Annotated in this window: 14 protein-coding genes; 5 read left to right on the forward strand and 9 right to left on the reverse strand. The window is 64.7% G+C overall.

Features of this window, described 5'->3' with window-relative positions:
* Positions 1-14: 14 nt before the first annotated feature.
* Complete coding sequence (locus tag ACNPN0_RS15340; protein WP_448938160.1) at positions 15-1,868, reverse strand: ABC transporter ATP-binding protein; 1,854 nt, start codon at positions 1,866-1,868, stop codon at positions 15-17.
* 264 nt (positions 1,869-2,132) lie between these two features.
* Entirely contained in the window at positions 2,133-2,903 is a 771-nt protein-coding gene (locus ACNPN0_RS15345) for an SDR family NAD(P)-dependent oxidoreductase (RefSeq protein ID WP_448938159.1), read from the reverse strand.
* 89 nt (positions 2,904-2,992) lie between these two features.
* On the opposite strand from ACNPN0_RS15345, the gene ACNPN0_RS15350 reads away from it, so the two are divergent.
* Complete coding sequence (locus tag ACNPN0_RS15350) at positions 2,993-3,580, forward strand: TetR family transcriptional regulator (RefSeq protein WP_400341786.1); 588 nt, start codon at positions 2,993-2,995, stop codon at positions 3,578-3,580.
* Positions 3,581-3,593: 13 nt separating this feature from the next.
* On the opposite strand, the gene ACNPN0_RS15355 is transcribed toward ACNPN0_RS15350, so the two are convergent.
* Entirely contained in the window at positions 3,594-4,190 is a 597-nt protein-coding gene (locus tag ACNPN0_RS15355) for a TetR family transcriptional regulator (RefSeq protein ID WP_448938158.1), read from the reverse strand.
* Between the two features lie 193 nt (positions 4,191-4,383).
* On the opposite strand from ACNPN0_RS15355, the gene ACNPN0_RS15360 reads away from it, so the two are divergent.
* The 4 genes from ACNPN0_RS15360 to ACNPN0_RS15375 all read left to right on the forward strand — a co-directional run bounded on the left by ACNPN0_RS15360 (position 4,384) and on the right by ACNPN0_RS15375 (position 7,784).
* Positions 4,384-5,412 (forward strand): aldo/keto reductase, encoded by a 1,029-nt coding sequence (locus tag ACNPN0_RS15360; protein ID WP_448938157.1) that lies wholly within the window; start codon positions 4,384-4,386, stop codon positions 5,410-5,412.
* Between the two features lie 75 nt (positions 5,413-5,487).
* On the forward strand, positions 5,488-6,282 hold the full coding sequence (locus ACNPN0_RS15365) for a carbon-nitrogen hydrolase family protein (RefSeq protein ID WP_105656517.1): 795 nt from the start codon (positions 5,488-5,490) through the stop codon (positions 6,280-6,282).
* A gap of 231 nt (positions 6,283-6,513) precedes the next feature.
* The gene (locus ACNPN0_RS15370) at positions 6,514-6,714 is read left to right on the forward strand and encodes a hypothetical protein (protein WP_448938156.1); all 201 of its coding nucleotides are present in this window, start codon (positions 6,514-6,516) and stop codon (positions 6,712-6,714) included.
* A 41-nt stretch (positions 6,715-6,755) separates the two neighbouring features.
* The gene (locus ACNPN0_RS15375) at positions 6,756-7,784 is read left to right on the forward strand and encodes a Gfo/Idh/MocA family protein (RefSeq protein WP_448938155.1); all 1,029 of its coding nucleotides are present in this window, start codon (positions 6,756-6,758) and stop codon (positions 7,782-7,784) included.
* Between the two features lie 34 nt (positions 7,785-7,818).
* Here ACNPN0_RS15375 and galE read toward each other — a convergent pair whose 3' ends face one another.
* The 6 genes from galE to mmsA form a co-directional block, all read right to left on the reverse strand.
* Positions 7,819-8,781 carry a UDP-glucose 4-epimerase GalE gene (gene galE, locus ACNPN0_RS15380; RefSeq protein WP_448938154.1) on the reverse strand — a complete coding sequence of 321 codons (963 nt, stop codon included), beginning with the start codon at positions 8,779-8,781 and terminating at the stop codon, positions 7,819-7,821.
* Complete coding sequence (galK, locus tag ACNPN0_RS15385; protein ID WP_434689872.1) at positions 8,778-9,974, reverse strand: galactokinase; 1,197 nt, start codon at positions 9,972-9,974, stop codon at positions 8,778-8,780. The genes galE and galK overlap by 4 nt, the downstream gene beginning before the upstream one ends.
* Positions 9,971-11,080, reverse strand: a complete 1,110-nt coding sequence (gene galT, locus ACNPN0_RS15390) for a galactose-1-phosphate uridylyltransferase (protein ID WP_332594576.1) — start codon at positions 11,078-11,080, stop codon at positions 9,971-9,973. The genes galK and galT overlap by 4 nt, the downstream gene beginning before the upstream one ends.
* Positions 11,081-11,135: 55 nt before the next feature.
* Positions 11,136-12,080, reverse strand: a complete 945-nt coding sequence (locus ACNPN0_RS15395; RefSeq protein ID WP_448938153.1) for an aldose 1-epimerase family protein — start codon at positions 12,078-12,080, stop codon at positions 11,136-11,138.
* A 94-nt stretch (positions 12,081-12,174) separates the two neighbouring features.
* A complete protein-coding gene (gene mmsB, locus ACNPN0_RS15400; RefSeq protein ID WP_434689879.1) occupies positions 12,175-13,356 on the reverse strand; it encodes a multiple monosaccharide ABC transporter permease in 1,182 nt (393 codons plus the stop codon).
* Positions 13,353-14,891, reverse strand: coding sequence for a multiple monosaccharide ABC transporter ATP-binding protein (gene mmsA, locus ACNPN0_RS15405; protein WP_448938243.1), 1,539 nt, complete (start codon positions 14,889-14,891; stop codon positions 13,353-13,355). Before mmsA ends, mmsB begins: the two co-directional genes overlap by 4 nt.
* Between the last annotated feature and the right edge of the window lie 42 nt (positions 14,892-14,933).

The following is a 14,933-nucleotide window of genomic DNA, read 5'->3' on the forward strand; positions in this document are numbered from 1 at the left end:
CAGGGCCAGGCGTGCTACTGCGCGAACTGGGTTTCGTGCAGCTCGCTATAGCGTCCGCCGAAGTCCAGCAGCTCGCTGTGGGTTCCGCGCTCGACGATGCGCCCGCCCTCCACGACCAGGATCTGGTCCGCCGAGCGGATGGTCGACAGGCGGTGGGCAATGATCAGCGCCGTGCGGTCTGCCAGCGCCTCGCCCAGCGCCGCCTGCACCGCCGCTTCATTCGACGAGTCCAGGGCCGCCGTCGCCTCATCCAGGATGACTACCTGGGGTGCTGCCAGCAGCAGACGGGCAATGGTCATGCGCTGGCGTTCGCCACCGGAAAGCCGGTAGCCCCGCTCGCCCACCACGGTATCCAGGCCATCGGGCAAGGAAGCGATCACCGGCTTCAGCCGGGCACGCTCCAGCGCCTCCCAGATCTGCTCTTCGGTCGCTTCGGGCCGGGCCAGCGTCAGGTTGGAGCGGATGCTCTCGTGGAAGAGGTGCCCGTCCTGGGTCACCATGGACACCGTCGAACGCAGCGAATCGAGCTCAAGCTGGCGGATATCCTCGCCGGCCAGTTCAACACTGCCCGAATCCACGTCGTACAGGCGCGCCAGCAGCGAGGCGATGGTGGACTTGCCCGCTCCCGAGGAGCCGACCAGCGCATAGGTTTGGCCCGCGGGGATCTCGAAGTCGATATCGTGCAGGACCTCTTCGCCGCCGCGGGTGTCCAGGATGGCTACTTCTTCCAGCGAAGCCAGCGAGACCTTGTCGGCGCTCGGGTAGGAGAAGCTCACGTGGTTGAATCTCACCGGCACCGCCCCGGCCTCAAGTCGGCGGGCGTTCGGGGCATCGGCAATCAGCGGCTCCAAGTCCAGCACCTCGAAGACGCGGTCGAAGCTGACCAGCGCGCTGGTGATTTCCACGCGCGCGTTGGCCAGTGCGGTCAGCGGCGTGTAGAGCCGGGTGAGCAGCATGCCCAGGACCACCACGTCGCCGGCGGCCAAATCGCCGCGCACCGCGTACATGCCGCCCAGACCGTAGACCAGGGCGAGGGCCAGGGCCGCAACCAGGGTCAGCGCGGCGACGAAGTAGAACTGGCGCATGGCCATCTTGACGCCGATATCCCGCACCTTGCCGGCACGCAGCGCGAACTGCTCGGACTCGTCCTTGGGACGGCCGAAAAGCTTGATCAAGGTGGCGCCGGGGGCGGAGAAGCGCTCGGTCATCTGGTTGCCCATGGTCGCGTTCAGGTCCGCGGATTCACGGCGCAGCAGGGCCACGGACCTGCCGAAATGGCGGGCGGGCAAGAGGAAAATCGGCAGCAGCACCAGAGCGATCAGCGTGACCTGCCACGAGGTGGTGAACATGACCGCAGCGGTGAGCACCAGCGCCACGGTATTGGAGACCAGCCCGGAAAGGGTTCCGGCGAAGGCGGATTGCGCGCCGATGACATCGTTGTTCAAGCGGCTGACCAGCGCACCGGTCCTGGTGCGCGAGAAGAATGCCACCGGCATCTTCTGCACATGGTCGAAGACTGCGGTGCGCAGGTCATAGATGATGCCTTCGCCCAAGCGCGAGGAGAACCAGCGGACCACTACGGACACCACCGCATCCAGGATCGCGATCCCCGCCATGACCAGAGCCAAGTTGATGATCGTCCGCACCCCGGATTGCGCGACGACTTCGTCGACCACCCGTCCGGCGAGCACCGGGGTGATCACGGCCAGGACGGCGGCGAAGATGGAGAAGACGACGAAGACCAGCAGCCGGGACTTGTAGCTGGCTGCGAACTTCAGCACTCGCTTAGGCGTGGTTGGAGCGTAGGCCTTGCCCTTGTCTCCTGACAGCTTCCATAGCGAATGCCAGGCGGCGCTTTCCATGCTCATAAGTGAGTGCTCTCTATTCTGCTTGGGAATCGGCGGGTTCCACCTTGGCCATGATCCCAGCAAGTCACCCACCGCTTCTAGGTAGGCTCAGCTTACGTCTGCAGCGGCGATGGAGCACAGCGCTCTTGCCGGTGGCGCAAAGACAGGACCAGTTCATTGAACGCTTGGCCAGCCCGGTTCATTCCTCGCCGGCACGCTCCAATCAGGAAAATCCGGCAACACTCCCGCAGATGGGGGTGCTGCCGGATTCTGTTCGCTTGCTGGCTAGATGGCGCTCCAGCCGGTATCCGAAGCCAGGACCACGCCGTTGATGTTGGTGCTGTCCTCGCTGAGCAGGAAGGTGATCGAGGCGGCGAGCTGGCTTGCGGTAGCCATGCCCGGGATGATGCCCATCAGCGGAGGGATTACCTGCTGGGCGAATTCGGAGGCCATTGGAGCCTCGATATTGGTCTGCACTGCACCCGGTGCCACTGCGTTGAAACGCAGCCCCTTCTTGCCGTACATGACAGCCGAGTTCTTGGTCATGCCGATGACCGCGTGCTTCGAGGCGGTGTATGCGATGCCGGCGGCCGAGCCGCGCAGGCCAGCTTCCGAAGCCACATTGACCACGTTGCCCTGGCCGGCCTCGAGCATCAGCGGGACCACCGAACGGGTCAGCTTCAGAACGGAATTGACGTTCACATTCATGACCCGTTCCCAGGTCGAGTCCTCGATCTCGTGGATCGGCTCGAACTTGTCCATGATGCCGGCGACGTTGGCGAGCGCATCGATTCGCCCTTCGCCAGCTGCCACTACCTGGTCCACTACCGCTTGGTCGGTGATGTCGCCGGCCACGACGGCAAAGTCCAGGTCCGGGTTCTCGGCAACAAGCTCATCGAGCCGTTCGCGGCTGATGTCCGCGGCGATCACCTTGCCGCCTTCCTTGGCCACGCGCAGCGCGGTGGCCTTGCCGATGCCCGAACCAGCGCCGGTGACCACCACTGTCTTGCCGGCAAAACGTTCTGCGGTGACCTTTTCCTGCCATGCGTTTTCCATGCCCATAACCGTTCCTTCTGGTTGCCGATGAATTGATAGTTTCATGTTATGACACACTGTGTCTTAACTCAATGGGCCATAATTGGGATATGCCTGACACCCAAGATTCCGTTGCCACGCACCTGCCTGGGCGCCCGCAGTCCATTGATCCCGACTCCGTGGCCCGCACCGCCCTGGCGCTCTTTGCCAAGCATGGCTATGGCGAAGTTTCGATGGCGCAAATTGCCGAAGAAGCGGGAATCGGACGCAAGAGCCTCTATCGCTATTTCGCTTCCAAGGCTGATTTGGTGTGGGGCGGCCTGCTGGAAGCTTCGGCCATTTCAGACGGCGCCTTCGCCTCGGCGAAGCAGGAGGGCCACGACCTGGTGGGTGCCATGCACGCTGCTGCGGTGGCAGCTTTCGATTCGCTGCCGGATCCGGAGGTCACGCGAGGACGCTTGCGGCTTATCGCGGACCAGCCCGAGCTCCTGGCCCAGGCGTCGATGCGGATGGGCAAGGACAACGAGCGGGTGCTGCGGCACTTCTCAGAAGGCGGGGTCAGCGCGCAGGCGGCGCCCTATCTGGCGCTGGCATTCGGCACGGTGACTTTTGCAGCATGGATCAGCTGGGCGCAATCTGCTGATCCCACCCCGGAACCGTACTTGGCCGAGGCGATCAAGGTGCTTCGCTTGCCGTAGCCTGCGGCGGTTGCTAGTGCCTCTCCGCCCAGTTGTCATCGATCATGGCCGCGAAGTCGAAGGCTTCGTCGAGGATCTCGCGTAGCGTACTTCCCGCCGTCCCAACCCAACGGGCCAGTGCATGGTCGTAAAGGGCCAGACCCAGCAACGCGGCGGTTTCAGCCAGCCGTTGGTTCGCGCAGAAAGGCGACAGCGCCTGGGCCAGCGCTACCTGCTGCTCACGCCGGGATTCCTGCCAGCTGGCCCGGAGCGCAGGGGTGCTCCTGACCAGCTCAATGCGGCCCTGCATCGCCACCGGATCCTGCTCAGCGAATACTACTGCCGATTCAAAGCTGCGGCGCAAAAGCTCCAGCAAGCTCTCGCCCGGATGCGAAGACATGGAGCCGGCCATGTCGGAGAAGTGCGCGGTCATGGAACGCAACGCAGTAACTACCGCGTCCTCTTTTGACGAGAAGTACCGGAAGAACGTGGCACGGGATATTCCAATTGCCTGGGCTGCCTGCTGGGCGGTGACGTTCTCCATGCCGCGTTCGGCGAACACGGCATAAACCTGTTCCGCCAACTCGACTTTCATCTTTTCGCGCACTCGATCGCGAACCACGCTTCCCATGGCAAGAATTTTACTCTGAGATTCAAGGGCAGAAGTGAGACGCAGTCTCTTTATACTGGTCATTACCACTTTAGCTACGGTGTGTCGTTTCGGTCGCAGTTCACGGAACTCAATAAATCACGGAACATGATGACCGCTGAATCCTGCTTCGCTAGGCTCAAGAAGAGAGAAACTGACTACTCGAAGGACCACCATGGCACAGCAGATCGCAAACAGCATCGACCTCGGCCAGGGGTTGGAAGCCACCTCGCAGGGTTTTGGCTGCATGTCCCTGAGCGGGCCCTACGGATCGGCCGACGATGCCGAATCCCTGCGCACCTTGAACCATGTCCTTGATCGCGGCGTCACGTTCCTGGATACCGCCAACATCTACGGCGAAGGGCACAACGAAACCCTGCTCTCGCAGGTGCTCAGAACCCGTCGCGGCGAAGTCACCCTGGCAACCAAGGCGGGCATCGTGCGTCCGAAGAATCCGGGCGACCCACGCGCTAATGGCGACCCGGACTTCATCAAGAAATGCATGGATGCGAGCCTGCAGCGCCTGGGCGTAGACCACGTTGACCTGTACTACTACCACCGGGTGGATTCCCGGGTGCCAATCGAGGAGACTGTCGGAGCCTACAAGGAGCTAGTCGAAGCAGGGAAGGCCCGGCACATCGGCTTGTCCGAAGTGACTTCCGAGGAGCTGCGCCGAGCCCACAAGGTGCATCCAATTTCCGCGATCCAGATGGAGTACTCGATTTTCAGCCGGGACATCGAAAGGTGGCTCTTGCCAGCCGCCAGTGAACTCGGCGTGGGCCTGGTGACCTACGCGTCGCTGGGTCGCGGGTACTTCACCGGGGAAGTTGATTCCCTGCAGCAGCTTGAAGCCAACGACATCCGCCATAACTTCCCGCGCTTCGAAGCGGCCCGCATGCAGCACAACCATCCATTGCGGCAAGTCATCGCGGAGGTGGCCCAGCGCGAAGGTGTTTCAACCGCCCGGGTGTCATTGGCGTGGGTTTATGAAAAAGCGCGCGCATTCAAGGTGGCCGTCTCCCCGATTCCGGGGACCCGCTTCAGCGCGCACTTCGAGGATAATCTGGGGGCGTTGGATGTCCGCTTGTCCCCGGAATCAATGTCGCAGCTGGATGCCTTGGCGGCCCAGGTGGACGGTGAGCGCCAGAAGGACGTGATGTCGGTGTCCAAGGGCCGTGAAGAGGTGCAGATGGCCCGGATGTAGCTTCGCTGATCGCTACTGCGTAGAGTCGTGAAGGTAGCGCATAGCCAGCAGCTGGCAGCAGGAAAGGACTATCCCATGAGAATCGCTTTGGCGCAGGTTCTGAGCACCGCTGATCCGCAGCGCAATCTGGTAACAGTGCGCGATCATGCGCGCCGGGCAAAGGAAGCAGGCGCCTCGCTGGTGGTCTTCCCCGAGGCCATGCAGGTTTCCTTCGGCCACGATCTCGCCAAGTACGCGCAACCCCTGGATGGGCCCTGGGCTACACTGATCCGCCAGCAGGCGCGGGATATAGGCATCACCATTGCCGTGGGCATGTTCACCCCTGGTGAAGGCGGCCGGGTACGCAACACCTTGCTGGTCGCCGGTGAAGGCGTAGATACCCACTATGACAAGATCCACCTCTACGATGCCTTCGGCTATGCCGAGTCGGATTCGGTGACGCCCGGAACTTCTCCGGTGCAGTTCGAGCATGAGGGAACGACGATCGGTTTGGCCACCTGCTACGACTTGCGGTTCCCGCGCTTGTTCACCCGCCATGCGAAGGCTGGTGCAGCGGTCAACATCGTCAGCGCTTCGTGGGGCCAGGGCGAGGGCAAGGCCGAGCAGTGGACCACCCTTGCGCAGGCCCGCGCCTTGGACGCGACGACGTTCGTGGTGGCAGTGGACCAGGCTGATCCTGAAAGCATTGGACGCAAGATCACCGGTACCGCGCCTTTGGGCGTCGGGCATTCGGTGGTGGTTGATCCGCTAGGACGCATTATTGCCCGGGCCGGTGCAGAACCCGAGCTGCTGGTAGTCGATCTGGATCTCAGCCAGGTCCAGGCCGCTCGCAAGCAGTTGCCGGTGCTGGCCAACGCGGTCGACCTGTAGCCAGGCGGTTGGCTCAGCAGTTGAGGCTTGCCAGCCAGGCCATCGCTGGCGCCGGCGGCGAGGATGGGATCCCGGATATTACTGCGCGCTTCCGGCAGGACCATTGAGGGGATGTGCTCGCCCAATCCGAATTTCCGCCCGTGCGCTTTTCGATGCCAGGGATATCCCGCTGGATCGGGTGGCGAATTCAGCGAAAGCGCGGCAGAAGCGTTGCGGTGTTGCGGTCGCCAGATGAATCGACAGCACTACAGGCAGCCCGCCTGCCGGCCTGCCCATCGTGGCCCGGACGCTGCCCTTGGCGGTGACGAGGATGCGCGCTGGTCCACCGAGGATGCCCTGGGTCCGCGAACCGCCATCCCCCAGATGCTGCTGATCGGTGAAAAGTCGTTGGAATACTGCTCTTCCCCCGACTTGCGCCTTCCACTAGTCTGATTAGGATCCACCATGAATTTTGCCTGCCATCGGAGCCTTCAGTGCCACTAGCCTTACCCGAATCCACGCTGCCCCATCCCTCCTCGGCTCCTGCGCTGAATTGGGGCATCCTCGGGCCGGGGTGGATCGCCTCGCAGTTTGCCGCATCGCTGAACGACTTGACCGCCAGCCGGCTCGCAGCAGTCGGCTCGCGCACCTTGGCCCGATCCGAGCAGTTCGCACGCACCTACGGAGACGCCGGAACCCGGGCCTTCGGCTCCTATGCCGAGGTGCTCGGGGACCCTGGGGTGGACGTCGTCTACATCGCCGTCCCGCACAGCGGCCACGCAGAACTTGCGCTCGAGGCGATCGCCGCGGGCAAGCATGTCCTGGTGGAGAAGCCAATGAGCCTGGACGCCGGGCAAACTTCCCGGATCATCGAGGCGGCCAAGGCTGCCGGTGTTTTCGCCATGGAAGCCATGTGGTCACGATTCCTGCCCATCGGCAATGTGGTTTCACAGGTCGTCAAGTCCGGAATCCTGGGGCAGATCATCACCGTCCAGGCTGATTTCGGCGCCAAGTTCGAGGTCGACTACGACTCGCGCATCTACGACCCGGCACTCGGCGGCGGGGCCCTGCTGGATGTCGGCGTCTACCCTATTGCCTTCAGCGCCATGGTCTCCCCTGCCAAGCAGCTCCTGCACGCTTCGGGACGCATGGCCAAAACCGGGGTTGACGCTACTTTCACCGCGGTGCTTTCCAATGAAGACGGTTCCACGGCAACGGTCTTCAGCAGCATCGAAACCGATTCGCCGCAGGGCGCATGGATTGCCGGCACGCAGGGCACCTTGGAACTCCAGCGCCCGATTTGCTGCGGTTCCGGGCTGGTGCTGCGCAGTGCCGACGGCACGATTGCCGACAGCCGCGAGTTCACGGAAACCTCGCCTACTGCCGGTTTGGGCTGGGAAGCGGCCCACGTGGCCCAGTGCATTGCCCAGGGCCTGGCCGAATCCCCGGTCATGCCGCTGGCTGAATCGCTGGCGATTGCGCAGACCATGGATCAGATCGCGGCCACGCTGCGCACCAGCTAGTTTCCCAGGCCGCTGCGCTTCAGCTTGGGCGCAGTCAGCCGCGCTGGGCCGAAGCCTTCCAGGCGCTGTGGACCATCTGCTGCAGGCTATGGCGCATCTGCCAATCAAGGTCGCGGGCGGCCAGCTTCCCGTTGGCGACAATGCGTGCCGGGTCGCCCGGGCGGCGCGCTTCTTCCACCGCGGTGAAGCCGATACCGGTGGCCGTCGCTACCGCATCCATGATCTGGCGCACCGAGACGCCATCGCCGGAGCCCAGATTGTAGACCGGTTCCAATACCTCGCCGGCTTCCAGTTTCCTGGCCGCCTCCACGTGCGCCAGCGCCAGGTCGGCGACGTGCACGTAGTCGCGCACGCAGGTGCCGTCTTCGGTGTCGTAGTCGGTGCCGAAGATCTTCGGCGTCTTTCCGGCATTCAGCGCCTGGAACACCAGCGGGAACAGGTTGTGCGGGCTGGCGTCGTAGAGTTCCTCGCTGCCCGAGCCGACCACGTTGAAGTAGCGCAGCGAGGTGTGCTTCAGCCCGGTAGCCACCGCCTGGTCGCGGATCAGCCATTCCCCCACGAGCTTGCTCTGTCCGTACGGGGATTCGGGGAAGGTGCCGGTGGATTCGGTCACCACATCTTCGTCCGGGGTGCCGTAGACGGCTGCCGAGGAGGAGAAGACCATGTTGTGCACGCGGGAGGCCGCCATGGCTTCGAGCAGGTGCGCGGTGCCGGTGACATTCTGCTCGAAGGCCAGCAGCGGGTGCTTCACCGATTCGCCGGCGTACTTGTAGCCGGCCAAGTGGATGACCCCGGTGACCTCGTGGCGCTTCATGATTTCCACGAGCTTCTCGGTCTGCAGGATGTTCAGCTGGTAGAACGGCACCTGTTCGGGAACGAAGCCGTGCACCCCGCTGGACATCGAGTCCACGACGACCGGCTCAAGGCCTGCCGCGGACAGCGAACGCACCACGTGGGATCCGATATATCCGGCTCCGCCGGTCACTAGCCAACTCATGCCCGGCCTGCTCCTTCGTCTGCAATTACGGTGAAAATGGCCGGCTCGACATAGCCGGCCTGGTCAAAGGCTTCGCGGACGGCCTGGCTGACCGGTTCGATCTGCTCGCGCTTGATCAGGGCAATGGCGCTGCCGCCAAAACCGCCACCGGTCATCCGGGCTCCGATCGCCCCGGCCGCCATGGCCGCTTCCACGGCCGCGTCCAGTTCCTCGCTGGAAATCTCGTAGTCGTCGCGCATGGATTCGTGCGATTGGCAGAGCAGCTTGCCCACCGCGGGCAGGTCGCCTTCGCGCAGCGCCAGGACGGTATCCAGGACGCGGCGGTTCTCGGTCACGATGTGCTTGGCACGGCGCTTGGCTACCGGGTCCCCGATGGCCTCCAGTTCTTCGACGCTGTGCACCTCGCGCAGCGATGCTACCTCCAGCACCGCGGCGGCCTGCTCGCAGCTGGTGCGGCGGGCGGCGTAGCCGCCATCCACGTGCGAATGCTCTACGCGGGTGTCCATGACCAGGACCACCGCGTCATGCTGCGCCAGCGGCAGCGGCACGGATTGGGATTCCATCGAACGGCAATCCAGGAACAGCGCATGCTGGGCATGGGACATCAGCGAGGCGCTCTGGTCCATGATCCCGGTCGGAGCACCCACGAATTCGTTCTCGGCACGCTGGGTCAGCTGGGCCATCTGCACCTTGGACAGGCCCAGGCCGTAGAGATCGTCCAGCGCCACGATGGTCGCCACTTCCAGGGCATGCGAGGAGGACAAGCCCGAGCCCACCGGGACATCGGAGTCCACCATCAGCTCCAGCCCGCCAATCTGCACGCCATCGAGCTGGCTCAGCGCCCACAGCACGGCGGCCGGGTAGGCGGCCCAGCCGGGCACCGCGCGGGGCACCAGCTCATCGAGGGTAATGGAGGTGACCGGCGGTTCGCCGCCCGCCCCGTAGGTGGAGGCGAAGTCCAGCACCTGGCTGCCCGGCTCCAGCTGCGACTTGCGGCGCACGGCCACCAGCGCGTTCTTGTCGATGGCGAACGGCAGCACATAGCCCATGTTGTAGTCGGTGTGCTCGCCGATCAGGTTCACCCGTCCCGGCGCCCGCCAGATGCCTTCCGGGTGGTGGCCGTAGGCCTTGGTGAACTTCTCGCGCAGGGCGTTGACGCGCGCCGCGGTTTCCTTTGTTCCGCTGCGGCTCATGGCATGACCTCGCGCAGCCGTGCAGCAGTCTGCTCGGCCGGGACGTCGTTGATGAAAGCGCCCATGGCAGCTTCCGATCCGGCCAGGAACTTCAATTTGTCAGCGGCCCGGCGCGGGCTGGTCAGCTGCAGGTGCAGCCGTGAGGCCTTGCGGGCCCCGGGCTCCAGCGGAGCCTGGTGCCAGGCGGCGATGTACGGGGTGGGCGTCGGGTACAGCGCGTCGAATCCGCGCAGCAGGTCCCGGTACATCACGGCCAGCTCGGCTTTTTCGTCCGCATTGAGCGCGGCGAAGTCCGGCACATGGCGGTGCGGCACCAGGTGCGCTTCCAGCGGCCAGCGGGCCGCGTAGGGCACGAACACGGAGAAGTGCTCGCCCTCGGCGACCATGCGCGTGCCCTCCTTGCGCTCGAAGTCCAGGATGTCGCCCATCAGGGTGCGCCCGGTCTTCTCCAGGTGCGCGATGCCCTGGCCGGCCATCTTGGCGGCGGTTGGCGCCAGGTACGGGTAGGCGTAGATCTGCCCATGCGGGTGGTGCAGGGTCACGCCGATATCCTGGCCGCGGTTCTCGAACACGAACACCTGCGCAATGCCCTCCATGGCGGACAGGGCGGCGGTGCGCTGCGCCCAGGCCTCGATGACGGTGCGTGCCCGGGTATCATCCAGCGACGCGAAGGAACCGGTGTGCTCGGGGGTGAACACCACGACCTCGCAGCGCCCGTAGGCCGGGGCCGGCTGCTGCACCGGTGCGGCCGCTGGAATCCGGCCCAGCGCCGGGCCCAGGGACGGGAAGCGGTTCTCGAAAACCACCACATTGAAGTCCTCGGCAGGGATTTCGCTCTGCCGCCCGTGGACGCTGGGGCACAGCGGGCATTCTTCCTTGGGCGGGAGGTAGGTGCGCGACTGGCGGTGGGCCGCTACGGCCACCCAGTCCCCGGTCAGCCGGTCGTAGCGCAGTTCGCCAGGCTCCCCGCGCGGATCCAGCGGCCGGGTGTCGGCCACCGGTTCGGGCACGGCGGCATTGGCGTCGGCGAAGAAAATCGCCTCGCGGCCATCGGCCAGGTGATGGACCCGGTGGGTCGGTTCATGTGCTGCGGAGCCCTGCGGCATTGCAATCTCTCCAGTTGACTCGTGGTGGTTCCAAAGGTGGGTGGCGCCTGGGGTGCTAGCGCGGCTGGACCGGGCCGATCAGCCAGCTGGCTTCGTGGCTGGCGCCCGGTGCCAGGGCGATGACGTCCTGGCCGGAGTTGTAGCCGCCCGGCGGGCAGGTCATCGGCTCGATGGCCAGGCCGGTGCGGTCCAGGGCCGGATCATCGCGGTCGGCGGTGTGTATCTGGACCCACGGGCAGGCCTCGTCCCAGGTGATGTGCGACCCGACGCCCCCGGCGTCGGTGATCTCTGCGCGGAAAGAACCGTCCGCGCGGGCAGCCAGGCCAGTGTAGGCATGGTCGATGAAGAGATCCCCGATGGGCTTCGGGGTGCGGAAATCCAGCTCGGTGCCAGCGGCCTGAACCGTGTCGCGCGGCAGCAGGCGCGGGCCTTCGGTCAGCTGCACCTTGCCAGCTGGCAGGGTGAAGGTCCATTCATCCGCCTTCTTGCCCGGGGCGACCAGGTAGGCGTGGGAACCCCAGCCGAAGGGCGCGGTGCCCGTCCCGAAGTTGGTGGCGGCAGCGGCGGTGCGCAGCCCGCCGGCCTCCAGCCGGTAGCCGATCACCAGCTGCACCTCGTACGGATAGCCGGCGCTCGGGGCGATGACGGTGCGCAGCTGGGCGAAGTCGGCGCGGTGCTCGATGATCTCGAAGCCGGTATCGATCACCAGGCCGTGCAGGGCATGGCCGCGCTCCGGCTCGGTGATCGGCAGCTGCAGCTCTTGGCCTTCCCAGCTGTAGGCCCCGTCGATCACCCGGTTGGGCCACGGGGCCAGGATGGCGCCGGCGAAAACCGGGCGCGGCCCGTGCGGGTCGAAAGCGCGCACCAGCGGGCGGGAGCCGTACTGGAGGGAAACCAGGGTGGCCCCCACCGTGGCCACTTGCGCGGTGAAGCCATGGGCTTGCAGCGTCAGCACCGTTCCATTGGCGGTGTCCTTCAGGGGCAGTGCGAGGCGGTCCATGTCTTCATCCTTCTTGCTGGGCCATCAAAAACGTCGGGCACGCATGGGCCCTCCCGCAATCGCGTGCGGGAGGGCCCATGGCACCAGCGGCAGGCTAGTTGCCGGCGCCCGCGCGGCGCTTGTTGTAGATGTCGAAGGCGACTGCCAGAAGCAGCACAACGCCCTTGACGATCTGCTGGGTGGAGGCGCCCACGCCCATCAGCTGCATGCCGTTGGAGAGCACTGCCATCACCAGGCCGCCGACGATCGCGCCGGTCACCCGGCCCACGCCGCCGGTGGTCGAAGCGCCGCCGATGAAGCAGGCCGCGATGGCGTCCAGCTCGAACATGTTGCCGGCACCCGGCTGGGCGCCGTTGGAACGCGAGGAGAAGACCACGCCGGCCACGCCCGAAAGCAGGCCCATGTTGATGAAGATCCACATGTTGATCTTCTTCACGTTCACGCCCGAAAGCTTCGCGGCGGACAGGTTGCCGCCGATGGCGTAGACGTGGCGGCCGAAAACGGTCTTGGTGGTCAGCACGTGGTAGCCCAGGATCAGGGCAGCGAGGATGATCAGCACGATCGGCATGCCGCGGCTGGTGGCGATCTGCCAGAAGAACCAGAGGATGATGACGCCCGAGATGATGTTCTTGGCCAGGAACATGGCCATGGATTCAACGCTCTGGCCGTACTTGGCGCGTCCAGCGCGGTTGCGCCACTGCGAAACGAACAGTCCGGCCACGGCGATCACGCCGATGATCACGGTGAACAGGTCGAATCCGTTGCCGCCCAGCAGCCCGTTGAGGAAGCCGCCGGCGATCTGGCCGTATTCGCCGGGGAACGGCGAGAGCGACACGTTGCTCAGCACTTCGTAGGTCAGGCCGCGGAAGAGCAGCATGCCGGCCAGGGTCACGATGAACGCGGGAATGCCCACGTACGCCACCCAGAAGCCCTGCCACAGGCCGCACAGGGCGCCCACGGCGATGCCGGCGAGCATGCCGACCCACCAGGGCAGATCCCCCTTGATGACGATGACCGCGGAGACCGCACCGGTCAGCGCCACGAGGGAGCCGACCGACAGGTCGATATGCCCGGCGACGATCACCAGGATCATGCCCAGGGCGAGGATCAGCACGTAGGAGTACTGCAAGATGATGTTGGTGATGTTGATCGGGCTGAGCAGCAGCCCGTTGGTCAGGATGGTGAACAGCACCACGATGAGCACGAAGGCAATGTAAATGCCCGAGGTGCGCAGGTTCTTGGTGAAGATATCCTTCAGCTCGCTTGTGATGGTCATCGGGTGCTTTCCTTCTCGATGGTCATGAGTTCCATGAGGCGTTCCTGGGTGGCTTCGCTGCTGGGCAGCTGGCCGGTCATTCGGCCGTAGGCCAGGGTGTAGATGCGGTCGCAGATGCCCAAGAGCTCGGGCAGTTCGGAGGAGATCACCAGCACGGCCTTGCCGGCAGCGGCCAGCTCGTTGATGATGGTGTAGATCTCGTATTTGGCGCCGACGTCGATGCCGCGGGTGGGCTCGTCGAGGATCAGCAGCTCGGGTGCGGTGTGCAGCCATTTGCCCAGCACGACCTTCTGCTGGTTGCCGCCCGAGAGGTTCCCGACCTTCGCCATCACGTTCGGGGTCTTGATGCGCATGGACTTGCGGTAGTGCTCGGCAATCTGGATCTCCTTGTTGCCGTCCACGAAGCCCTTGGAGGAGATCTTGTCCAGGCCTGCCGCGGTGGTGTTCACGCGGATGTCCTCGATCAGGTTCAGCCCGAACTTCTTGCGGTCCTCGGAAACGTAGGCGATGCCGGCCTTGATGGCCTTGCCCACGGTGGAGGTGTCCACCGGCTTGCCGTCCATCTTGACCGTGCCGGTGATGTTCCGGCCATAGCTGTGGCCGAAGATGCTCATCGCCAATTCGGTGCGCCCGGCGCCCATCAGTCCTGCAATGCCGACGATTTCGCCGGCGCGGACCTCCAGGTTGGCGCTTTCCACCACGGTGCGGTCCTGCTGGACCGGGTGCTGGACCGACCAGTCCTGGACCTCGAAGACCACGTCGCCGATCTGCGGTTCGCGTTCCGGGTAGCGGGAGGACAGTTCGCGGCCCACCATGCCGCGGATGATGCGGTTCTGGTTGGACTCGGGGTCCGCCATGTCCAGCGCCTCGATGGACTGGCCATCGCGGATGATGGTGGTGGTGTTGGCAATGTCCTCGATCTCGCCAAGCTTGTGCGAAATGATGATCGAGGTGATGCCCTGTTCGCGCAGTCCGCGCAGCAGGTTCAGCAGGTGCTCGGAGTCGTCGTCATTCAGCGCGGCGGTCGGTTCGTCAAGGATCAGCAGCTTGACGTTCTTGCTCAGCGCCTTGGCGATTTCCACCAGCTGCTGCTTGCCCACGCCCAGCTGGCCTACCGGGGTGACCGGCAGTTCGTCCAGGCCCACGCGGGCCAGCAGGTCCGCGGCGCGGTGGTTGGTCTCGTTCCAGTCGATGAAGCCGCCGCGCGCGGTTTCGTTGCCGAGGAAGATGTTCTCGGCCACCGACAGGTACGGCACCAGCGCCAGCTCCTGGTGGATGATCACGATGCCCTGGGCTTCGGAGTCCTTGATGTTCGAGGCCTTGAGCTCTTCGCCTTCGAAAATGATCTGGCCCTCGTAGCTGCCGTGCGGGTAGACCCCGGAGAGCACCTTCATGAGGGTGGATTTTCCGGCGCCGTTCTCTCCGCAGATAGCGTGGATTTCGCCCTTGCTAACCGAAAGGTTGACGCCGTCCAGCGCCTTGACTCCGGGAAAAGTCTTGGTGATGTCCTGCATGTGCAGGATCGTGGTGTCCATAGTGCAGACGTCCTTGGTGTGTGCTGTGAGCGGTGCATCCGG

The organism is Glutamicibacter sp. AGC84 (genome assembly GCF_053543575.1).

Coding starts and splice junctions, on each gene's coding strand:
- mmsA (WP_448938243.1), bottom strand. CDS start 14,891: ATGGACACCACGATCCTGCACATGCAGGACATCACCAAGACTTTTCCC.
- ACNPN0_RS15360 (WP_448938157.1), top strand. CDS start 4,384: ATGGCACAGCAGATCGCAAACAGCATCGACCTCGGCCAGGGGTTGGAA.
- ACNPN0_RS15395 (WP_448938153.1), bottom strand. CDS start 12,080: ATGGACCGCCTCGCACTGCCCCTGAAGGACACCGCCAATGGAACGGTG.
- ACNPN0_RS15350 (WP_400341786.1), top strand. CDS start 2,993: ATGCCTGACACCCAAGATTCCGTTGCCACGCACCTGCCTGGGCGCCCG.
- ACNPN0_RS15345 (WP_448938159.1), bottom strand. CDS start 2,903: ATGGAAAACGCATGGCAGGAAAAGGTCACCGCAGAACGTTTTGCCGGC.
- galT (WP_332594576.1), bottom strand. CDS start 11,080: ATGCCGCAGGGCTCCGCAGCACATGAACCGACCCACCGGGTCCATCAC.
- ACNPN0_RS15370 (WP_448938156.1), top strand. CDS start 6,514: ATGAATCGACAGCACTACAGGCAGCCCGCCTGCCGGCCTGCCCATCGT.
- galK (WP_434689872.1), bottom strand. CDS start 9,974: ATGAGCCGCAGCGGAACAAAGGAAACCGCGGCGCGCGTCAACGCCCTG.
- mmsB (WP_434689879.1), bottom strand. CDS start 13,356: ATGACCATCACAAGCGAGCTGAAGGATATCTTCACCAAGAACCTGCGC.
- ACNPN0_RS15355 (WP_448938158.1), bottom strand. CDS start 4,190: ATGGGAAGCGTGGTTCGCGATCGAGTGCGCGAAAAGATGAAAGTCGAG.
- ACNPN0_RS15365 (WP_105656517.1), top strand. CDS start 5,488: ATGAGAATCGCTTTGGCGCAGGTTCTGAGCACCGCTGATCCGCAGCGC.
- ACNPN0_RS15340 (WP_448938160.1), bottom strand. CDS start 1,868: ATGAGCATGGAAAGCGCCGCCTGGCATTCGCTATGGAAGCTGTCAGGA.
- galE (WP_448938154.1), bottom strand. CDS start 8,781: ATGAGTTGGCTAGTGACCGGCGGAGCCGGATATATCGGATCCCACGTG.